Source organism: Campylobacter concisus, assembly GCF_003048905.1.
GTDB lineage: Bacteria > Campylobacterota > Campylobacteria > Campylobacterales > Campylobacteraceae > Campylobacter_A > Campylobacter_A concisus_V.
Window position 1 is genome coordinate 37819 of sequence record NZ_PIRO01000002.1, and the last position, 22396, is coordinate 60214.

General features: G+C 35.6%; 22 protein-coding genes. 15 read left to right on the plus strand and 7 right to left on the minus strand.

Translation table 11 applies throughout. The annotated features are described in order from the left end of the window. Positions 1–3 precede the first annotated feature (3 nt). Positions 4–1176: an O-antigen ligase family protein gene (locus tag CVS95_RS06360; protein WP_107695989.1), complete on the plus strand. Its 1173-nt coding sequence runs from the start codon at positions 4–6 to the stop codon at positions 1174–1176. A 58-nt stretch (positions 1177–1234) separates the two neighbouring features. Here CVS95_RS06360 and uvrA read toward each other — a convergent pair whose 3' ends face one another. Further along, positions 1235–4063, minus strand: coding sequence for an excinuclease ABC subunit UvrA (gene uvrA / locus CVS95_RS06365; RefSeq protein ID WP_107695990.1), 2829 nt, complete (start codon positions 4061–4063; stop codon positions 1235–1237). Between the two features lie 174 nt (positions 4064–4237). Between uvrA and CVS95_RS06370 the strand changes: the two genes are divergently transcribed. From CVS95_RS06370 to CVS95_RS06435, 14 genes are all read left to right on the plus strand, one after another. After that, a complete protein-coding gene (locus CVS95_RS06370) occupies positions 4238–4522 on the plus strand; it encodes an NADH-quinone oxidoreductase subunit I (RefSeq protein WP_087580319.1) in 285 nt (94 codons plus the stop codon). A 108-nt stretch (positions 4523–4630) separates the two neighbouring features. After that, complete coding sequence (gene ndk, locus CVS95_RS06375; RefSeq protein WP_002942517.1) at positions 4631–5044, plus strand: nucleoside-diphosphate kinase; 414 nt, start codon at positions 4631–4633, stop codon at positions 5042–5044. Between the two features lie 16 nt (positions 5045–5060). Then, positions 5061–5420, plus strand: coding sequence for a hypothetical protein (locus CVS95_RS06380; RefSeq protein WP_103593734.1), 360 nt, complete (start codon positions 5061–5063; stop codon positions 5418–5420). A 12-nt stretch (positions 5421–5432) separates the two neighbouring features. Continuing rightward, complete coding sequence (gene rpmF / locus CVS95_RS06385) at positions 5433–5579, plus strand: 50S ribosomal protein L32 (RefSeq protein WP_002942540.1); 147 nt, start codon at positions 5433–5435, stop codon at positions 5577–5579. Positions 5580–5582: 3 nt separating this feature from the next. Then, positions 5583–6572 (plus strand): phosphate acyltransferase PlsX, encoded by a 990-nt coding sequence (gene plsX, locus CVS95_RS06390; protein ID WP_107695991.1) that lies wholly within the window; start codon positions 5583–5585, stop codon positions 6570–6572. A 3-nt stretch (positions 6573–6575) separates the two neighbouring features. Further along, complete coding sequence (locus CVS95_RS06395) at positions 6576–7583, plus strand: beta-ketoacyl-ACP synthase III (RefSeq protein ID WP_107695992.1); 1008 nt, start codon at positions 6576–6578, stop codon at positions 7581–7583. A gap of 236 nt (positions 7584–7819) precedes the next feature. Then, on the plus strand, positions 7820–8419 hold the full coding sequence (locus tag CVS95_RS06400; RefSeq protein ID WP_107695993.1) for a peroxiredoxin: 600 nt from the start codon (positions 7820–7822) through the stop codon (positions 8417–8419). A gap of 122 nt (positions 8420–8541) precedes the next feature. Continuing rightward, a complete protein-coding gene (locus tag CVS95_RS06405; protein WP_107695994.1) occupies positions 8542–9624 on the plus strand; it encodes a PilZ domain-containing protein in 1083 nt (360 codons plus the stop codon). Between the two features lie 8 nt (positions 9625–9632). Beyond that, a complete protein-coding gene (locus CVS95_RS06410; protein WP_107695995.1) occupies positions 9633–11921 on the plus strand; it encodes a helicase HerA domain-containing protein in 2289 nt (762 codons plus the stop codon). 58 nt (positions 11922–11979) lie between these two features. Beyond that, positions 11980–12591: a glycerol-3-phosphate 1-O-acyltransferase PlsY gene (gene plsY, locus CVS95_RS06415; RefSeq protein WP_107695996.1), complete on the plus strand. Its 612-nt coding sequence runs from the start codon at positions 11980–11982 to the stop codon at positions 12589–12591. Next, positions 12588–12914, plus strand: coding sequence for a dihydroneopterin aldolase (locus CVS95_RS06420; protein ID WP_107695997.1), 327 nt, complete (start codon positions 12588–12590; stop codon positions 12912–12914). Before plsY ends, CVS95_RS06420 begins: the two co-directional genes overlap by 4 nt. A 76-nt stretch (positions 12915–12990) precedes the next feature. Continuing rightward, positions 12991–13662 carry a homeostatic response regulator transcription factor HsrA gene (gene hsrA / locus CVS95_RS06425; RefSeq protein WP_021091657.1) on the plus strand — a complete coding sequence of 224 codons (672 nt, stop codon included), beginning with the start codon at positions 12991–12993 and terminating at the stop codon, positions 13660–13662. 38 nt (positions 13663–13700) lie between these two features. Beyond that, positions 13701–14918 (plus strand): sensor histidine kinase, encoded by a 1218-nt coding sequence (locus CVS95_RS06430; RefSeq protein WP_199906344.1) that lies wholly within the window; start codon positions 13701–13703, stop codon positions 14916–14918. A gap of 2 nt (positions 14919–14920) precedes the next feature. Next, positions 14921–16369: a Ppx/GppA phosphatase family protein gene (locus CVS95_RS06435; RefSeq protein WP_107695998.1), complete on the plus strand. Its 1449-nt coding sequence runs from the start codon at positions 14921–14923 to the stop codon at positions 16367–16369. A 61-nt stretch (positions 16370–16430) separates the two neighbouring features. Here CVS95_RS06435 and CVS95_RS06440 read toward each other — a convergent pair whose 3' ends face one another. From CVS95_RS06440 to CVS95_RS06465, 6 genes are all read right to left on the minus strand, one after another. After that, entirely contained in the window at positions 16431–17309 is an 879-nt protein-coding gene (locus tag CVS95_RS06440) for an excinuclease ABC subunit A (protein ID WP_107695999.1), read from the minus strand. Further along, positions 17306–17623: a flagellar motor switch protein FliN gene (gene fliN / locus CVS95_RS06445; protein ID WP_021091807.1), complete on the minus strand. Its 318-nt coding sequence runs from the start codon at positions 17621–17623 to the stop codon at positions 17306–17308. The genes CVS95_RS06440 and fliN overlap by 4 nt, the downstream gene beginning before the upstream one ends. Beyond that, positions 17620–18039, minus strand: coding sequence for a chemotaxis protein CheX (locus CVS95_RS06450; RefSeq protein WP_084041241.1), 420 nt, complete (start codon positions 18037–18039; stop codon positions 17620–17622). The genes fliN and CVS95_RS06450 overlap by 4 nt, the downstream gene beginning before the upstream one ends. Positions 18040–18117: 78 nt before the next feature. Next, complete coding sequence (gene trpA / locus CVS95_RS06455; protein ID WP_107696000.1) at positions 18118–18867, minus strand: tryptophan synthase subunit alpha; 750 nt, start codon at positions 18865–18867, stop codon at positions 18118–18120. Continuing rightward, on the minus strand, positions 18860–20041 hold the full coding sequence (gene trpB / locus CVS95_RS06460; protein WP_107696001.1) for a tryptophan synthase subunit beta: 1182 nt from the start codon (positions 20039–20041) through the stop codon (positions 18860–18862). Before trpB ends, trpA begins: the two co-directional genes overlap by 8 nt. A 15-nt stretch (positions 20042–20056) precedes the next feature. Continuing rightward, complete coding sequence (locus tag CVS95_RS06465; RefSeq protein ID WP_107696002.1) at positions 20057–22396, minus strand: AAA family ATPase; 2340 nt, start codon at positions 22394–22396, stop codon at positions 20057–20059.

The window sequence follows — 22396 nt, forward strand, 5'->3', positions numbered from 1 at the left end:
TGCATGAAAAACGACATCGTCTCTAAGCTCTACAATCTTTTTTTAGTTATTGTCTTATTTACGCTACCAGTAACTGAGGGCTTAAAGCAAATTTCACTTACACTTTTTGTCTTGGCTGGAATTTATATTTGCGTCAAAGAAAAAATGAAATTTAAATTTGATCTCATAAATATCTCGCTTTTTATCTTTGTTTTGGCTACTTTTATAAGTTGCCTTGTAAATGGAATTTCTGCATCAAGAGCGCTTGATCCGCTAAGGTGTATGCTATTTTTCTTTGTAGCCAGAAGTGTTGGCATAGAAAAAATAAATTTTAAATTTTTATTTTTTGCCTTATTTGCTGGTTTTATTGCCGCATTTATCCCTGCTTGTGTAGAAAAATTCACTTCAAATGATCCTTTAGCGCTTTTTGAGCTTAAATCAATAGGACACGTAAATCATAGCGCTATTTTTATGCTACTAGTTTTTTGTGTAGCATTAGTTTCGATAAATAGCAAAGAAATTTTTGAAAAGTATATAGGCATAAGTGTTGCCGGAATTTGCGTCCTTGGTATAATGATAGCTGGCTCTAGAGCTGCAATGTATCTTTTGCCAATCATTATTTTTACTTACTTGCTTTTTGAAATTTTAAATAAACAGATAAAAATAAAATTTTTACTAGGCTTGATAATTTTATTTGGTGTAATAGCTATTTCTTATATGTATATATCAACAAATATCACTCAAGATGATAGATTGTATAGTCAACTAACAAAGGGGGTTACTGGATCAGAGACTAGATATCCGATCTTTGCTAGCGCATTTTATACGTGGTTAGAACACCCTTTATTTGGGATAGGTTCTGGAGAGTTTAAGATAATTGATATAACAAAATATTTTCCAGGCAATGTTGAAGTTCATGTTAGTCACGCACACAATACCTTTTTAACATTTTTAACAGAAAAGGGCATCGTTGCCTTGCTTGCATATTTGGTATTTCAACTATTACTCTTTATAAAATTCATTAAAAATTTTAGACAAAATAGCATAGTTTTTCTTGCACTTTTAATGCTCATGGCTAATAATATAATTTCACTCGCAAATACAACATTTCACCATGAAAATGCACTTTTAATGCTACTATTTTGGGCTCTAGCTTTAAGTGCGATAGATGAAAAATCGACCTTAAAAATTAGCTAACGCTCCGATACACCTCAACCGTTTTAAATTTTATAAAGAAACGGTTGAGTCAAATTTTTTATTTTTTCTTCGTTTCCTCAAGCTCTTGTGCTAGAAATTCTCCAGTGTAGCTACCAGTTTTTTTATAGTTTTTAGCTACTTCTTTTACGTTGCCGCACGCTATCACTTTACCGCCCTTTGCACCACCTTCTGGCCCCATGTCTACGATATAGTCGCAGTTTTTAATAACATCTATATTATGCTCGATAACAAAGACTGAATTTCCAAGATCAACTAGGTGATTTAGCACCTTTACCAACCTATCAACATCAGCAAAATGAAGCCCAGTCGTTGGCTCATCAAGAATATAAAGTGTATTTCCAGTGTCGCTTCTGCTAAGCTCTTTTGCCAGTTTCACACGTTGCGCCTCGCCACCACTAAGCGTAACTGCATTTTGTCCAAGCGTGATGTAGCCAAGCCCCACGTCTTGCAGTGTCGTAAGCTTTGAAGCGATCTTTGGCACAGCCTTGAAAAACTCAACCGCCTCATCGATGCTCATATTTAGCACCTCGGAGATATTTTTGCCTTTGTATAAAATTTCCAAGGTTTGAGCGTTGTATCTAGCGCCATTGCAAACATCACAAACCACGTTTATATCAGGCAAAAAGTGCATCTCGATCGTGATCTCACCCTCGCCTTGGCATTTCTCGCAGCGTCCGCCCTTGACATTAAAGCTAAAGCGCCCTATTTTATAGCCTCTAAGCTTTGCCTCTTTGGTCTGTGCGAACAAATTTCTTATCTCATCCATCACGCCAGTATAAGTCGCTGGATTTGAGCGCGGAGTACGACCTATCGGGCTTTGATCAAGATAAATGACCTTGTCTAAATTCTCAAGTCCGCTTAAATTTACCCCAGCTATCTTTTTTACTTTTTTGGCTCTGTTTAGCTGCTCCTGCGCCTCTGGAAGCAAGGTCTGAAGCACTAGTGAGCTCTTGCCAGATCCTGAGACGCCAGTGATGCCAACTAAATTTCTAAGCGGAAATTTTGCGGTTAAATTTGAGATATTGTTGATATTTACCTTTGAAATTTCAAGCCACTTCTCAGCTTTTCTATTTTTTTGATAGTCTATCTTTTTCTTACCATTTATGTATTGTGCGGTCTGAGTGTTTGAGTCTAAAAGCTCTTTTGCTGTGCCTGCAAAGACCACATTACCACCAAATTTACCAGCTCCAGGGCCGATATCTACGATAAAATCAGCCTCTTCTATCGTCTTTTTATCATGCTCGACGACGATTACGGAGTTGCCTTTGGCTTGCAAATTTCTAAGTGTTTTTATAAGTTTTAGCGTATCACGCTCGTGTAGGCCGATGCTTGGCTCATCAAGCACGTACATGACGCCACTTAGCCCGCTTCCTATCTGGCTCGCGATCCTGATGCGCTGTGCCTCGCCACCGCTGATCGTCCTAGCATCACGCCCAAGCGACAAATAGCCAAGTCCCACGTCATACAAAAAGAAAAGTCTCTCGTTGATCTCTTTTAAGATAGGCTTTGCGATCGCCTTGTCATAGTCGCTAAGATAGGCAAAATTTTTCTCATTTGAGAAAAAGGCAGTGCAGTTTTCTATACTCATATCTAAAATTTCACCAAGTCCAAGACCAGCGACCTTAACCGCTAGACTTTGAGGCTTTAGTCTGTGGCCATTACAAGCGTCGCAAATTTTCTCGCTCATATACTCGTCAAAGTCCTTGTAGTCTTTCAAAAGCCCGTGTGAAATTTTAACCACTCCGTCAAATTTTCTAAGCAGTTTATTTCGTTTCCAAAAGAACTCAACTTCTTTGACATTTCCATATAAAACGAGCCTCTTTTCATCTTCGCTAAGCTCATAATAGGGCTTTTTGATATCGATGCCATTTTGCTCGCAAAAAGCAAGTAAAAATTTATAGTAATAGCTCATGTTGTAGCCATAAAGTAGCTTGATCGCGCCGTTTTCTATCGACTTTTCCTCGTCGATGATCTTGCTCATATCTAGGCTGTATCTTATGCCAAGTCCGTCGCAGTGCTCGCAGGCACCCTTTGGCGAGTTAAAGCTAAAGCTTAGCGGCTCAAGCGGCGTAAATGAAATTTTGCAGTCAAAGCAAGCCATGTGCTCGCTGTAATGTATAAAACTCTCTTTTAAGCCCAGCTCATCAGCATTTGTGATCTCTACCTCGACCTCTCCAAAGCTCTCATTTAGTGCCTTTTCCACATCACTTGCAAGGCGCTCGTGATTTTGCTCATCGATGGCGATCCTATCAACGATGACCTTTATCGTGTGTTTTTTCGTTTTAGCTAGCTCGATCTCCTCATCAAGCCTCACTACCACGCCATCTATCTGTGCCCTTACAAAGCCTTTTTGGCGTAAATTTTCGATCAAATCCGCCCATGTGCCCTTTTTCTCACGAACTAGCGGCGCATAGATGATCACTTTTGCGCCAAGTGGGAGTTTTGAAATTTCATTTATGATATCGCTCGCATTCATTTTTGAGATAGGTTTGCCACATTTGTGGCAGTGCTGAACGCCGACTCTTGCGTACAAAAGCCTTAGATAATCATAAATTTCAGTAATCGTACCAACCGTTGAGCGAGGGTTTTTAGAAGTCGTCTTTTGATCGATCGCGATAGCAGGCGTTAAACCCTCGATCTTATCGACATCCGGCTTACCCACACGGTCTAGAAACTGCCTAGCGTAGCTACTAAGGCTCTCCATGTATCTTCTTTGTCCCTCAGCATAAAGCGTATCAAAGGCTAGCGTGCTCTTGCCGCTTCCGCTAAGACCGGTAAAAACTACTAATTTATTTTTTGGAATTTTGAGATTTATATTTTTTAAATTATGTTCTCTTGCGCCAGTTATTTCAATAATATCGTTCATTAAATTTATACAACCTTTTTAAAATTTTAATCTGTAAATTTAGTCTAAAAGTGATAAAAGATTTATAAAGTAGTTTTTCTAAAATTTAAGATCGTAGTTAAATTTAAGGGCTTATTTATATCATTTTCAGCTTTTTTTGATATTCTACGCCAAATTTTAACCAAAGGAGAAAAAATGTCTGTAAAAATAACTGATATATGCATAAGCTGTGGTTCATGTATTGATGAATGCCCAGTTTCAGCTATCGTTGATGATAGCGACAACCCAACTGGAGCAGATACATACTATGTTTATTCAAATAAATGCGTTGAGTGCGTAGGCTACAACGATGAGCCAGCCTGTGCATCCGCCTGTCCAACTGACGGTTGTATCGTATGGGATACTGTTGTAGCAGGACAACCTTCTCGCGATCAAATCGGTGCTGATGCACGCAATGGCTCTATTCCAGTTATTCAATAAATTTATATTTATAAATTTTAGGCTCAATTTGGGCCTATTTTATTTTTAAGCTTTATTTGATATAATTGCCAACTTCAATTTAAATAACCTAGTTTTAAGGAAAAATTTATGCAAAGAACACTTTCTATCATTAAGCCTGATGCTGTTAAGAAAAATGTTGTTGGAAAAATTATAGATAGATTTGAAAGTAACGGCCTAAGGATCGCAGCTGCAAAGAAAATCAAGCTTAGCAAATGCGATGCAAAAGCGTTTTACGCAGTTCACAAAGATAGACCTTTTTTCAATGATTTAGTTGATTTTATGGTAAGCGGACCAGTTGTAGTTATGGTTTTAGAGGGTGAAAATGCAGTTGCTAAAAACCGCGAGCTAATGGGTGCAACTAACCCAAAAGAAGCAGCTCCTGGCACTATAAGAGCTGATTTTGCCGATAGTATTGATGCAAATGCAGTTCACGGAAGTGACAGCCTAGAAAATGCTGTGAATGAGATAAATTTCTTCTTTGCTTCAAGAGAAATTTGCTAACTTTAGGTCAAGAAAATTGATTATATCTTTTTCTAAAATAGCAAACAAAGATATAAGCTTTGAGCTAGTAGGAAATGATAATTTAGTTTTTATTGGAATTTTAAAAAGAAAAGACCCTTTTTTGGTAAAATGCCAAGGCAAAATAAAAGGGAATATAAATTATGTTTGCGATCGATGTGGTGAAGCATTTATGTTGCCTATCGATCAAGAAGTAGAGCTAAATTTAAGTGACGGTATTTATAAAGATAGCGAAAATGAGCTTAGCGATACGATGGAATTTTTTGATGGCAATATTGATTTAAAAGAAGTCCTTGAGAGTGAGTTAGAAGCTTTTAAAAGCGATTATTTCTATTGTGAAAAATGTAAAAATTTATAAAGGAGAGTAAAAATGGCAGTACCAAAGCGAAGAGTGAGTCATTCTCGTGCAGCAAAACGTAGAACACATTATAAAGTTACACTTCCAGTGCCTGTAAAAGACAAAGATGGTTCTTGGAAAATGCCTCACCGCATAAACAAAACTACAGGTGAATATTAAAATATGATTCGCATTGCTATCGATGCTATGGGTGGTGATTTTGGTGCAGATCCTATAATATCTGGTGTTATTGATGCACTAAAAGAGACAGAATTTAAAGCTGTATTAGTCGGCGATAGCAATGTCATCAAACCACTCATCCCACAATCTTATTTAAAAAATATCGAATTTTTAGAAGCTAGCGAAGTTATCTCGATGGCAGATGGTGCAACTGATGCACTTAAGAGAAAAGATAGTACGATCTACAAAGCAATTGAACTCTTAAAAAATAAGGAAGTTGATGCTGTAGTTTCTGCCGGCCATAGTGGTGCAACTATGAGTTTAGCTACCCTAAGAATTGGTAGACTAAAAAATATTTCTCGTCCAGCAATTGCAACACTTATGCCAAATTCAAAAGAATCTGCTACTTTAGTTTTAGATGTTGGTGCAAATGTTGATTGTAAAAGTGAACATTTGTTTCAATTTGCCATAATGGGTGAAGCCTATGCAAAAGAAATTTTAGGTAGAAAAGAGCCAAAAGTTGGTCTTTTATCAAATGGTGAAGAAGAAAGCAAGGGCAATGAAGTTAGCAAAGAAGCATTTAAATTAGTTTCTAGGCTTGATAGCTTTGTTGGCAATGCAGAAGGTAATCAAATTTTTGATGGCAGTATTGATGTAATGGTTTGTGATGGTTTTATGGGAAATATTCTTTTAAAAACTAGCGAAGGCGTTGCAGATGCAATAGGCAAAATCATCAAAAAACAAATTAAAAAATCACCTCTTGCTATAGCTGGCTCTGTACTCATGAGAAAAGTTTTTAAGACACTTAAAAAACAGGTTAGCTATGACGAATATGGTGGTGCACCACTTCTTGGTGTAAATGGTTGTGTTATCATAAGTCACGGCAAAAGTAATTCAAAAGCTATAAAAAATGCAATTTTTCAAGCAATAAAATTTGCTAATTCAAATATAAATAAAGTTATCGAAGAAGAACTTTCGCACTTTGCAAGGTAAAATATGCCAAAAGCTTCACTGATTTCTATCGCTTCTTACATTCCAGAAAAAATTCTGACAAATTTTGACTTTGAAAAAATGGTTGAAACGAGTGATGAATGGATAGTAAAGCGAACAGGTATCGAACAAAGGCATATTGCAACTAACGAAACAACAAGTGACCTTGGCACAAAGGCTGGTGAATTAGCTATAAAACGCTCAGGACTTGATAAATCTCAAATCGATGCAATCATCTGTGCTACGATATCTCCAGATCATCTTTGTATGCCTTCTACTGCTTGCAAAATAGCTGCAAATTTGGGTTTAAACTATGGAGTTACAGCATTTGATATAAGTGCGGCTTGTACCGGTTTTATTTATCTTTTAGAGCTTGCAAATTCTCTCATTATTAGCGGTGCTAAAAAGAATGTCTTAATTATCGGAGCCGAAAAATTAAGCTCTATTGTTGACTATACAGATAGAGGCACTTGTATACTATTTGGTGATGGAGCAGGTGCAGCTGTAATTAGTAGTGGCAATGAAAATGAGATCATTGATATTCATACGGCAAGCGATGGTAAGCAAGCTGAACTTTTAATAACTCCAGGATGTGGGAGTGTATTTCCAGCCAGCGAGGAAACACTAAAAAATAGGCTAAATTTTATCCATATGAGTGGAAATGAAGTTTTTAAAATAGCAGTTCAAACACTTAGCAAAAGTGTAATAGAAATTTTGCACGCAAATAAAATGCAAAGCGAAGATATCGATTTTTTTATACCTCATCAAGCAAATATAAGAATAATAGATGCGGTAAAAAATAGATTAAATTTTAAAGATGAGCAGTGTGTCTTGACCGTTGCTAAATATGGCAATACAAGCTCAGCTTCAATTCCGATGGCTATGAATGATGCCTATGAAGACGGCCGTATCAAAAATGGTTCAGTTTTGCTTCTTGATGCATTTGGTGGCGGCTTTACATGGGGATCAGCGATACTAAAATTTGGCGGAAAGAATTTTAGCGGTTTGCAATAATTATAGCAAGTAATCTTCTAAATTTTTAGCAACGCTTTTACTAATTTCTTTCAAATACTCTCATCAATAGATTTTTAAAAATTCAAATTTTTACAACTTTTAACAAAATCCATTTTCTGCTTTTACTAATAATACTAAATTTACTACACAAAAATTTCTAAAATATATTTAAACTAAATTTAATTTTGAATAGATATAATTTCGCAATCAATAAAATTTATTATTAAGGAGAACAAATGTTAGTAACAAAAAAAGCACCTAATTTTACAGCTGCAGCAGTTTTAGGAAACAATCAAATTGTAAATGATTTTAATCTTTATAAAAATATTGGCGAGAAAGGCGCGGTCGTATTTTTCTATCCAATGGATTTTACTTTTGTTTGCCCAAGCGAAATTATCGCATTTGACAAAAGATATGACGAGTTCAAGTCACGTGGTATCGAAGTTATCGCAGTTTCATGCGACAACCAATTTTCACATTTTGCATGGAAAGAGACTCCAGTAAACAAAGGTGGTATTGGCAAAGTTCGCTTCCCTATCGTAGCTGACATGACAAAATCAATCGCTCGCGGATTTGACGTACTTCTAGAAGATGCTGGCGTAGCACTTCGTGGTTCATTCTTACTAGACAAAGATGGTACTGTTCGCCACGCAGTTATAAACGATCTTCCACTTGGTAGAAATATCGATGAGATGATAAGAATGGTTGATACTATGCTATTTACAAATGAGCACGGCGAAGTTTGCCCAGCTGGTTGGAATAAAGGTGATGCTGGTATGAAACCAAGCACTGAAGGTGTTGCCGACTACCTTTCACACAACGAAGGCAAACTATAATTAATAGAAATTTCTAGGTATCTTTACCTAGAAATTTCTCCCTCAAATAAATTTAAATACTTTTTTAATATAACTTTTTATATCATAGCCTTGGCTTTAATCAACAACATTCCGGAGACTATATGGATTTTAAAGGCAGGCAAGAGCTTGTAATAAATTGCGAAGTTAGCATACTTAAATTAAGAGATAAATTTATCGACGATGGTATCAAATTTTGTAGACAGCTAACATTTATCGTACCGCACGATCAGGTAAAAATTTGTCTTGAAAACATCTTTGATACACTGCTTATTCAAAAGCCAAATGCTACGCAGCTACAAGATGATTTAAATAATCTAATACCAAAATCAAACGCAAGAGACGAATTAATAAATTTCCTACTTTTAAATTTGACTTTAAATTTTAGTCACTCTTGCGACAATAGCACCTTCGTAGGTTATTTCGTAAATGCCGTTTCAAGAATCAAAGAAATTTTATGTGGTGCCAAAGACCAGCAAGAAACAAATGTAAAAGACATGATTGAAACCGGAACATTTTTTTATGAAGATCCGATCAATACTTTCACTCGCATGAAAAAAGCCAAGGTAAGGCCAGAGCTTTTAAATTTATATGATGGACTAAATATAAAATATGAGGCTGAAATTTTAGAAGTTAAGGAAGATAGTGTCGTTTTTCGCGTGGATATGATGCAAATTTTAGCCATGAAGCAAGACGGCAAAGGTTTTATTTTGCCAAATAGCTTTTTCTCAAAGCCATTATGTGCTGATATTGTTAATTACAATATAGTCAATAAAGGTGTCACTCTTTCAAATTTCTTACGAAATACAACGATGTACGCATATAAAAGAAAATTCCAACGTATCTTGCCAAATCGTTTCACCAAAACTATTATCAAAGGCAAGCAAGATAAGATCGAAGGTAGCCTTTATGATGTTTCTGAAGGCGGCATAAGCGTATTAAGCCCACAAACTACAAATTTTCAGGATGGAGAAGAACTAGAAGCGACCTTTGAAATCTTAATCGCACCAGATAAAGTAAAAAATGTGACTTTAAAGCTAAGACTTGTTACAGAGCTGGCATATAAAGGCTACATAAGATACTGCATGAAGCTTATCGATGATGATGAAACGATAAAAGATTTTACACAAAAGCGCATAAAAGAGACACTTGATGAGCTTCGCTCACGTATAAATTTATACGAATAAGGCAGCTAGTGAAAACAATACAAGAAAATTTAAAACTTTTTTATATCGGACTAAAAGACAAAGAGCCATTTTTTTATAAAAACAAGGATCTAACCACCCACGCAGCCATCATCGGTATGACAGGTAGTGGCAAAACAGGCCTTGGTATCACACTTTTAGAAGAGGCCTGCATAGATAATATCCCTTCTATCATCATCGATCCAAAAGGCGATATCACAAATTTAGCTCTCACTTTTCCGCAGATGAGGCCGGAGGATTTTTTACCATACATAGATGAAGCAGAAGCAGCTAATAAAGGTCAAAGCGTAGAGGAATTTGCCGCTGCTCAAGCCGAGTTTTGGAAAAACGGCATAGAGTCGAGCTTTCAAGATCTTGAGCGAGTAAAAATTTTAAAAGAGAGCGCTAGCTTTAACATCTACACACCAAAAAGCTCAGCTGGCATAGGCGTAGCGCTACTTAGTGACTTTGCCTGCCCAAATATCACTGATGAAGAAATTTTTAGCAACTATATAAATTCGCTTGCAGCCTCGGTATTATCTCTTGTAGGTATAAATTCCGAGGACATGAACTCAAAAGAACAGCTTCTCATCTCAACCATATTTGATACTAAATTTAAGGAGCAAAAAGATGTCAGCATCGAAGAGCTCATAAATTTCATCGCAAATCCGCCTTTTAAAAAGATAGGCGTTTTTGATGTCGATACCTTCTATCCAAGCAGTGAGCGCCTAAAGCTTGCCATGAAGATAAACGCTCTCATCGCAAGCCCAAGCTTTAAAGGCTGGACTCAAGGCGTTAGACTTGAAATTTCAAAGATGCTATTTGACGAAAACGGCAAAGCAAAGTGCAATATCTTTACAATCTCGCATCTAAATGACGCCGAGAGGATGTTTTTTGTCACCCTTTTACTAAACGAGATCATCGCGTGGATGCGCGGCACTGAGGGCACAAGCTCACTTAGAGCGATCCTTTATATGGATGAAATTTTTGGCTTTTTTCCGCCAAATGCAAATCCGCCATCAAAAATGCCTATGCTCACACTTTTAAAGCAAGCTCGTGCATTTGGTCTTGGCTGCGTATTAAGCACGCAAAACCCAGTAGATCTTGACTATAAAGGTCTAAGCAACATCGGCACTTGGTTCATAGGCCGCCTCCAAACAGCGCAGGATAAAGCCCGCGTGATCGACGGCCTAAGCGGTATCTCTGGCTCAAGCTTAGACAAAGCCTCGCTTGAAAATCTCATATCAAATTTAGCTAAGAGAAATTTCTTAGTTAAAAATATAAACGAAGATGGCTTAAACGTCATCTCCACGCGCTGGGCACTTAGCTATCTAAAAGGCCCACTTAGCCGCGAACAAATTTCAAATTTGATGAAAAAGCAAAAAGAAAATTTAAGCACTCAAAGCATAGATAAAAGTGAGATGAAATTTAGCATAAAGCCCATAATCTCAAATGAAATTACGCAACTTTGTACTAATTCAAAAACCCTTACACCAAACCTACTTGCAAGTGCGAAGGTGAGAATTTATGACACCAAAAAAGGCATCGATAGCGTTTATGAAGTAAGCTATCTTTATGAACTAAATGAAAATGATAATGAGCCAAACTGGGATGAGGCTAGCGAAGGCATGCACGTTGATGCAAGCGAAAATGAGCCAAGCGGTGCAAGCTTTGCAGCCGTGCCAAATTTTATTTTAAAAGCTAAAAATTTTGACAATATCCAAAAAGATTTTAAAGAGTATCTGTATAGAAATTTTAAATTTAACACCTTTGAGGCATTGGGAATTTATTCAAAAAACAATGAAACAAAGGAGCAGTTTTATATCAGGCTTCAAGATAGGTGTAATGAAATTTTAGAAGAACAAACCGCAAAACTCACAGCAAAATTTGAAAAAGAGCGAAAAAGCTTACAAGACAAGCTAAACAAGGCTCTAGCAAAGCTTGATAAAGAGCAAAAAGAGATGACCACAAGTGGGCTTGATGCTGCCATAAATATAGGCGCTAGCATACTGGGAGCGATATTTGGTAACAAACTTTTATCTCGTCAAAATGCGGATAAAATCGCATCGAGTGCAAGAAGCGCAAATAGAGTCTTAAAAGAAAGAAGTGATGTAAAACTTAGCGAGCAAAGCGTAAATGATATAAATTTAGCCATAAGCGAACTTGAAGAGAAATTTGCACAAGAGTGCGATGCGTTAAAAGAAGCAAATGATGTTAAAAACATCACGATAAACGAAACGCAAATTTCACCAAAGAAAAGCGATATCTATGACGAGAAAGTCGTACTTTTGTGGAGATGATTTATAAAATAATTAGTATTTTTTTACTATCATTTCTGTTAAATTTAAAAGGTAAAATATGCAAAATTTAATACTTTATGCCGTTAGTTATTTACTTGGAAGCATTCCATCTGGTCTCATTCTTGCAAAAATTTTTGGGCATGTTGATATAAAAAATGAAGGTAGCAAGAGTATCGGTGCAACAAATGTTTTAAGAGTTTTAAAACAAAAAGATCCAAAATTAGCCAAGAAACTAGCCATTTTAACGATAGTTTGTGATGTTTTAAAGGGCGTTTTACCACTCATGGTCGCCTCTTCTCTTGGTGCAAGCCAAAGCGTGCTTTGGACTATGGCGGTTTTAAGCGTGGCTGGACATTGTTTTTCAATATTCTTAGGCTTTCAAGGTGGCAAAGGAGTCGCAACTGGAGCTGGAGTGATCGCATTTTTCTTACCAGTTGAGATCATAATCGCTCTTGTCGTTTGGTTTTTGATCGGTAAATTTTTAAAAATTAGCTCTCTTGCTTCACTTTGTGCGTTGATAGCTCTCATAGCATCAAGCTTTATAATCCATCCGGAGTTAGATGAAATCTATACACACGCTCCGATACTAATCATCGCATTTTTGGTGGTTTATAAACATATACCAAATATCGTTCGTTTAATATCCGGTAAAGAGAAAAAAGTCGTATGAAAAGCGAGATGACGACGATCATTAAAGATTACAAATTTGAAACGATCATCGGAATGCTTGATTTTGAGCGAGTCGCTAAGCAAGAGGTGAAAATAAATCTAGAAATTTGCTCAACTAGTTTTATTGATTATGTTTTAATTATTGACTTTGTTAAAAATTTTTATAATGAAAGACAGTTTCAAAGCGTTGAAGAGTCGCTTGAAGAAACTAGCAAAGCATTAAAAGAGAAATTTAGCTCACTAACTAGCCTTAAAATGGAAATTTTAAAAACTGAAATTTTACCAAATGCGGTTGTTGGAGCAAAAATAAACACTATTTTTTAAAAATTTATTAAACTATCTTGAAATATTGCTTAATTTATGATACAATCGCCCATAAATTTTAGTTTAAGGAAGCAAAATGCGTATTTTAATAGTTGAAGATGAAGTGACGCTAAATAAGACGATTGCTGAGGGCTTGCAAGAGTTTGGCTATCAAACTGATAGCTCTGAAAATTTTAAAGATGCCGAGTACTATATAGGCATCAGAAACTACGATCTAGTTTTGACTGATTGGATGCTCCAAGATGGCGATGGCATAGATCTTATAAACATCATCAAACATAAATCTCCACGCACTTCAGTTGTAGTTCTTTCTGCAAAAGATGACAAAGAAAGCGAAATAAAAGCACTTAGAGCTGGTGCTGATGACTATATCAAAAAACCATTTGATTTTGACATCTTAGTAGCTAGACTTGAAGCTAGACTACGCTTTGGCGGCACAAATATTATAAAAATTGATGAGCTCATCATCAATCCAGATGAGGAAAAAATCACATATTTGGGTCGTGATATTGAGCTTAAGGGCAAGCCTTTTGAAGTCTTAACTCACCTTGCAAGACACTCAGATCAGATCGTATCTAAAGAGCAACTACTTGATGCTATCTGGGAAGAGCCAGAGCTTGTAACTCCAAACGTCATTGAAGTCGCTATCAACCAAATCCGCCAAAAAATGGACAAACCACTAAATATTTCAACAATTGAAACTGTTAGAAGACGCGGATATAGATTTTGTTTTCCAAAAAAAGCCTAAGGAATAGATTTATACTACAATTAGCATCTGGTGCTATGATGCTAATTGTAGTTATTTCGGTAATGCTTTATCACTATATAAGGGTTACCGTTTTTCAAAGTGTAGTTAATGAGCTAAACTATCAAGCCGAAGCTTATAAAAAAAATCCTCAGAATTTCAATCCTTTAAATTCAAAAACATTTACGATAGAAAATCCAAATAAAACTCTAGCAACGATAAAAACAGACGAGCCACAAGATAAAGAAACATATATCGTAACGCAAAAATCAAAGGATCAAAGTAAAACCTTTTTAATAACGAAACTTGATGAAAGCAGTTATTTAAGCCTAGAAAAAGATACTACACTTCAAGCTCATATAGTAGAAGAAATTTTTATAGATATTATAATCGTAAATGTGTCAGCGATACTTTTGGTGCTTTTTTATGCACTATTTTTATCAAGGATGCTTTTAATACCTATAAAAATTTTGAGTCACAAGCTTACAAATTTAGACGAAAAATTTCTTCATGAGATCGATATAAAAAGTCTACCAGATGAGTTTTTACCACTTGGGCAGAGCATAAATAGGCTAATCTCTCGAATCCAAACATTTGTCTTATATCAAAAAGAACTTTTTGTAGGCGTAGCACATGAGCTAAAAACACCGCTGGCTGTAATGAAAACAAAAAATGAAGTTACGCTTTTAAAGCCACGCGAGAGTGAAAAATATATCGAGGCTCTAAAATCAAATAATGAAGCTATAAACGGCATGAACGCGATGATAAGTTCTGTGCTTGAGATCGGTCGCCAAGAGGGAGCTCAGTTTGAAGAGCCAGTAAATACCGATGTCATAGGATTTTTAAAAAAACTTGCAAAAAACTATGAGATACTTGCGAAAAATGATGAAAAGAATATAAAACTAGACCTAAAACCAGAAATTTTAAATCTAAAAATACAAACTAGCTTACTAACACACATTGTGCAAAATTTTGTTCAAAATGCCATTAAATTTTCACCAAAAAATAGCACCATTAAGATTAGCTCTAAGCTTATAAAAAATAAATTTATCATCGAAGTAATAGATGAAGGAATAGGCATAGATGAGAGCAAAGATTTGTTTGCTCCATTTAAAAGATACGGCAACAAAGGTGGTGCTGGGCTTGGGTTGTTTCTAGCTAAAGGTGCGGCGCAGGCTCTTGGTGGCGAAGTAGATATTAAAAATAGAAACGATAGAAGCGGTGCAGTCGCAAGCCTAGTTTTAAATATAAAAGGATAAAAATGGCAAAGAGAACCGCAGTAATCGACCTTGGCTCAAATTCTATGCGAATGGCGATATTTGAAAGAACGTCGCGCTTAGCGTTTTTTATACTAGCTGAATATAAAACAAAAGTGCGTCTAGGCGAAGGTGGATATGGCTCAAACAATGAAATATCCGAAAGCTCAATGGAAAAAGCGCTAAAGGCTTTTAGCGAATTTTCCAATATCATAAAAAGCTACAAATGCAATAAAGTCTTATGCGTTGGTACTTCAGCGCTTAGGGACGCTCCAAACGCAAATGTTTTGATCTCTCTTTTAAGAAAAAAGCTTGGTATAAATTTAAAAGTCATAGATGGCAAAGAAGAGGCTACTTTTGGTGCAATCGCAGCCAAAAATTTACTCCATAACATCGATGAATGCGTCACTATCGATATCGGTGGCGGATCAACTGAACTTGCCAGAATAAGCAAAGGCAAAATAATAGATACGCTCTCGCTTGATATTGGTACGGTTAGGTTAAAAGAGCTTTTTTTTGATAAAAAAAACTTAAATAAATTGCCAAAATTTTTAGAACAAGTTACAAAACAGATAGATGAGCGATTTAAATGCCAAAATATAATCGCTATTGGAGGCTCTCTTAGAGCGATATCATCTGCCATAATGAGCAAGAATTTATATCCGCTCTCATCACTGCATGGCTTTTGCTATAAGCTTAGCGACGAGCAAGCCTATATCGAGAGTATCGCAAATATTAGCGTGCTTGAACTAAATAAATTTCCTATTAAAAAAGACAGATACGACACCATTAGAGAGGGTGCACATATCTTTTTGGCCCTCGCCAAAGCTCTAAATGCCAAAAATATTATAACAAGTGGGGTTGGCGTAAGAGAGGGAGTATTCTTAAAAGATTTTTTACGCCCTAGCCTTAAATTTCCGCAAAATTTTAATCCAAGTATCAAAAGTTTGCAAGATCGTTTTATATTATCATGCAATAAATCGGTCACAAGATATGCAAAAGATATATTTATGGTATTAAAAAAGCTTCACGGTCTAAGTGATAACTATCTTGAAGCGCTTTTAGTTGCTGCAAAACTTCACAATGTCGGTCAAGAGATTGGCTTTTATGGCGATCATAAAAACTCAGCCTATATAGTCTTAAATGCCTTAAATTATGGCTTTTCGCATGAACAAAAAGCATTGATTGCAGTAGTAATTGGCACAAACGGAAAGAAAAATATATATGAATTTGAGCGATATAAAAATTTACTTCCAAAAGCCGAGTGTATAAGGTGGCTAAGTTTTATACTCTCACTAGCAAAGGCACTTGATCTAACCTGTGAAAGGCCAAATCTAAACTTCGAATTTAGTGGGCATACGCTGAAAATAGAAGGTGCAAAAGAATTTGCTATGGCAAAAGAAGAGATAAAAAAGATCACAAAACCTGAAATTTTTGCTATTTCGTTTGTATAAATTTTGAAACTAGCTTTAACGCATAAAAATTTAAATTGGATGAGAATTTTAGCTAAAACTACTAAAATTCTCCGCTCATTTTATCTTTATAGTTACTTAAACTATTTTTTCGCTCTTCTAAAAATGAGCTTAGTTTTTTCTTGTTCTCTTCGAAAAATATAGCAAAATCTTGCTCATTTTGTATCTTGTCTTCACCAAAGCTATCAAGCATTACATTTGAGCTACCAACTATCACTAAATAACGTCTATTTTCATAGCTTAATAGCATTAGTTTATTAGTGCGATCAAGATACTTTTCATATATTATATTGACGTTACTATTTTGATTTTTAAGTAGCCAGTTCATTGATTTTGTATCATTTTGAGACTGATTTCTAGGTGTTTTAAATCCACTAAAGTCGCTACTCTTTGAAGTAATATATCTTTTAAATACATATAAAAATACAAGAAGCGCAATAAGCACACTTAAGACTATAAAATACCTTGAGTCTATATTCAACATAGGCTCTTCATCTATCTTTGGAGTGCTAGGGCTCTCTATTTTTGCACTAGCTTGAGGCATATTTTGTATTTGAGGTTTTGTATTTTTTAAAGTTACACGAATGCGGAGCCCAAAACTATCAGTCGTCTTTGAAGCATTTACGATAATAGCATCATTTGAGCGCAAATTTAAGACAAGCGAGTTTTGCTTTGGCTCTATCTCAAGCTCTTGAATAATCTTTGAGTTTATATCTTTGCTGGCACTTTGATCGTAATTTAGCGAATTTAATATCAAAGATGTTGTGTCTTTTTCGCGCTTTTGAAAGATATTTCCTTCATAAGGTGCATCAAAGCTAAGCATAATATCGACTCTATCAGTACGTTCATAGATATTGTAAGTTAATAGGTTTGAAGCTAAAATTTGAGTTGCAAAAAGTAAGAAAAATAGTATAAATTTCATAAAAGTTCTTTTTTGAAGTACTGAATAACTGACTTTGAATCCAAAATTTCATTTATCCTGATGGCTAAATTTTTCTCATAAACCATTACTTCGCCTTTTCCAAAAATTCTATTATTTATATATAGCTCCACACTCTCACCAGCTGGCTTTTCAAGGTCTATGACTGAGCCAGCTTCAAATTTCAAAAGCTCATTTATACTAACCGTGGTAGTTCCTAGCTCAGCTATAAAATCAACACTTATATCCATAAGCTCATCATAGCTCTTAAAAAGCCCTAACTGCTCTAGTGTCTCTATCGCACTCTCGTCGTTCATTGTATGTCGTAGCCTATTTGAAATGTTCTATTTTTTATTTTATATACAAATTTCTCTTTTAGCTTTATGCCAAAATTTTCAACTTCGCCTAAAAATTCAGGCGTTCCTAGTTTGTACGCATTTGGCTCTTTTTCGTTTAGTAAATTTTTAGCTTTGCCAATGATCTGATTTGCTATCTCTTTACAAAGATCGTCTAGATCACCACCATCAACATCTTCGTGACCAAAAAAGGCATTCATGAAAATTTTTAAAGTATCTTTTTTAAAAAATAGGTAAAAATGATACTCGCTTTTGCCCTTATAGACTGGTATGCTAGCTCCGTAAAATCCTTTGCCTAGACTCTTACCAAACTCTAAATCTAGCCCTAAAGTATCCTTGCAAAGATAGCTTGTAGCTTCATCTATAACTTTTCTCATATCTCTTCCTTAAGACTTGAAATGCATTTTCAATTATACTTTGGCTTTACTAAATTAGCTATAAATTTATTAAGCATTTTAAAAGAGTTTATCTATCTCTTTTACTAGCTTTTCACCGCTAAATTCGGCACAAAGCTTAACTATTTGCGTACCTATTATTGCTCCGTCAGCATATTTTTTTACTTCATTAACATCATCTTTGTTTTTTATACCAAAGCCCACAGCTACTGGTAGATCGCTCTTTTTCTTAAGCTCTAGGACCAAATTTTTTATCCTATCTTCATCAGCCCTTCTTGAACCACTAACGCCAATCGCACCAAGAGCATAAATAAATCCTGAGCCAAATTTTAAAATTCCATCCGCCCTGCCCCCAGAGGTGACACTAATAAGTGGTATCAGGCTTAAATTTAGCTCTTTGCATTTTAGAGCAAATTCCTCGCACTCCTCGCAAGGCAGATCAGGTACGATAAAGCCGCTTACTCCAGCTTCAACTGATCTTTTTAGAAATTTATCAACACCGTAAGCAAAGATGATATTAAAATAAACCAGAAAAACAAGTGGCTTTGTCACTTTTGCCTTGCAGCTTTCCAGTGTATCAAAGACGACGTCCGTATTTACGCCGTTTTGCACCGTCTCAAAGCTCGCTTGTGCGATGAGTTTGCCGTCAGCCAGCGGATCAGAGTAAGGGATGCCGATCTCGACTAGATCGAGCGTGCTCTCATCTAAATTTTCTAAAAATTCCTTCGTTTTTTCTAGGCTTGGATATCCAGCCACGATGTAGCCGATGTTTGCCTTTTTGCCGCTAAATGCGCTTTTGATCTTATCCATAAATTTTTCCTTTTTCATAGCCGATAACTGTGTTTATGTCCTTATCGCCCCTGCCTGAGACGTTTACGACGATGACGCTTTTTTTATCTAGTTTTGGGCAAAGCTTTTCTAGATATGCCAGTGCGTGCGCGCTCTCAATGGCTGGGATGATGCCTTCCATCTTGCTTAAAAAATACAAGGCATTTATGCACTCATCGTCGGTCACGGCTTCGTATTTTACCCTTTTGATGTCGTTTAAGTGGGCGTGCTCTGGGCCTATGCCTGGGTAGTCTAGGCCTGCTGAGATGCTGTGAACTGGCGAGATCATGCCATACTCATCTTGCAGCACGGTCGTTTTCATGCCGTGGATGATGCCGGTTTTGCCTTTGCTAAGCGTAGCTGCGTGATAAGGTGTCTCTATGCCAATACCGCCAGCCTCAATACCTACCAAATTTACGCTCTCATCGTCCAAAAATGCGCTAAAAATTCCAATGGCATTACTGCCGCCGCCGACGCAGGCGATGACGTAGTCAGCCTTTTTGCCATACTCTGCAAGCTGAGCTTTGGCCTCTGTGCCGATGATGCTTTGGAAGTCACGCACGATCTTTGGGTATGGGTGCGGACCAACGGCTGAGCCAATGACGTAAAATGCGCTCTCTATCTCATTTACCCACGCTTGAATAGCCGCCGTAGTCGCCTCTTTTAACGTTTTTAAGCCGTCTTCTACGCTCACCACTTTTGCGCCAAGAAGCTGCATGCGAAAGGCATTTAGCTGCTGTCTAGCCACGTCTGTTGCGCCCATATATACATCACACTCTAAGCCCAAAAGTGCCGCTGCAGTCGCTGTCGCCACGCCGTGCTGACCAGCTCCAGTCTCAGCTAAAATTTTCCTTTTACCCATTTTTTTAGCAAGCAGTGCTTGAGCTAGGGCGTTATTTATCTTATGCGCGCCCGTGTGGTTTAGATCCTCTCTTTTTAGGTAAATTTCATGTCCGTAGTACTCGCTCAGGCGCTTTGCAAAAAAGAGCGGACTAGGCCTGCCAACGTAGTTTTTCAAAAGATCATCAAGCTCGTCTTTAAACTCTTTTGTCTTTGCGATACTCTCATAAGCATTTTCTAGCTCATCAAGGGCAAACATCACCGTCTCAGGCACGAACTGCCCGCCAAATTTTCCAAAATACGCCTTACTATTCATTTTTATCCTTTACTTTTAATTTATTCTGTTGTTTGATATCCTACAATTTCCAACCCACTGCTCTATTTTTTCTACCTGTTCTTTTTGTAAATACTTTTGTAGGTGTGCTTTGTTTAGTAAGTACAGAAGAGAAAGGATGTCTTTTGCAGTCTTTTGTTTTTCAATTTCGCTAATGCAAGAGAAAAAATCAAGAGTTTTTGTTTTATCCTCTGCATGACTTTCACCGTGCAAAACCAAACGATACATTAAATTTTCAAAATAAGCTTGTTGTTCTAGGCTTAAATTGACTACTATTGCCTTATCTCTCGCAATGTCTTCTATGCCACACTGATAATTAAATGTACCAAAGGTTTCTAGTACTTTTCTCATATTATTGCCAATATTTACATTTTCTGATATAGAGTTATTTGCATAATCATAAATTTCATTCAAAAGAGTTTTATATTCTGAATATTTTTTACCAAAATAAACTAATTTCCGATTTTTTAGTTCTCTTTGTATAAAAATTACTTCATTTTTATCGTTGATTTTTATTTGTGGTAGTGAGCCAATAATCTTTTGTATATCAAACGCACTCATCAAATCATGAGTTAAAATTATCATCTTGCTTTTATTGCAACCAGTCATAATTTTATGAATTTGGTAATTTAAAAACGACATTATCCCAACTTTATTTTCGAAATCAAAGCTAGAAATCGGATCATCTATAACTATGAATTTTGGTTTTTTATAAAAATCTTCTTCATTCTCATCTGAGAAAATCTCGATAAAGAAATAGCTTAATGCAATGGCATTTCGTTCTCCAGTCGAAATGTCTTTGGCTTTTACTCTATTACCGTTTGATTTTAAGACATATTGTCCTTGCTCGTTTGGTTCACCAAGTTCAAGTCTGCCTTCTTTAAAAAATATATATTTTAGATATTCATTAATCTTATCTTGAGCTATATTTATCTGCTTATTTTGAGCATTTAGTTTTGAAATTTTACTAGTTATACACTCTAGTCGTTTATCATTATGCTCTCTGTTATTATCTAAAGTCTGCTTTGCTTTTAGCTTTTCTTCATAATGATTAAAATCATCTTTTATCTCGCAATAAGCTATTTGGTTGTTTAGTTTTTCAAGCTCTTGTTTTAGCTCATTTGCTTTAGTTTTTTGTGCCATAAAAGTTTGTCTTTTTTTCTCAAGCTGCTCTAAATTTTGATTTAATTCATCAACTAAGTTATCAAAATTTACATCTAAATTTAAGGCGATGAATGGATTTTGTTTTTTTTGGTCTAGTTTTTCAGCGACTTCAGTTTGGCAAGTACTAATTTGTATTTTTATGGCATCAAATAAATCTTTATCTAGTTTATCCATATCTGGCAAATTTTTTAAACTATTTAGTGAATTCTGAATTTCTTGCTTCTTGTTTTCCAAATTCCTCTGATGATTTCGTATGTTCGGATTAAAGATTATTTCTAAGCTTGATAAAATTTCATTTTTATATTCGTCTGTTAGCTTTTGAAAGCAATATGGGCAAATATCTTTATCACTTTCCATTATATTTTTAGTTATTACATGGTCTGCTTCTGCTATGGCTTGCTTTATTTCTTCTTCTTTTGGAGTTAATTGTTTTTGTTCTAATTGGTATAATAAAATCTGTTTAATATCTTCAAAATTTAGCTGTTTTATCTCTTCTGTAAAATTTAAATTGCTTCGGATATCTTTGTAAGATTTGAATTTATCATAAAAGTTATTTTTCAGCTCATCTGTACTTACATCTGTTTCAAAATGATCTATGATATTTTTTGCGAATTCTATTGTTTTATTTTTTAAATTTCTATTTGTATCTCCTAGAATATTTTTCTCTCGTTCGGCAAAGTTATCTTTTAAGCTTTTTATTATGTCATACTTATATTTTTCAGGATTATCTGTATTTTGTATATCACTATATTTTTGAAAATCTTCTTGATATTTACTTTGTCTTCCTTTTAATTTTTTGTTAATCCTTTTTGCTTTTTCAAGCTTCTCATCTATATTTTTCGCTTTTCCAAGTAAAACTATCGCGTCCAAACCATTATTTTTAATTTTAACTTTACTATTTACATACTCTTCATTAAATACAAAAATATTCTTTTTCTGATCTTCGTCTATTGGATTTACTGCTGCATCACTATTGTTTATAATTTGACTAACAATAAAAGATTGACTGTTTTGTTTGATCGCATCAAAAGCTTGCGAAATAGTGCTTTTACCGCTTCCATTTTTGCCATAGATTAAACAAAATCTATGGTACTCTTTCTCAAAAAAATTTAATTTTACTTCACTTTGAAAGCACTTTCCCTGAATTTTTACGCCACAAAAATTACTAAACAT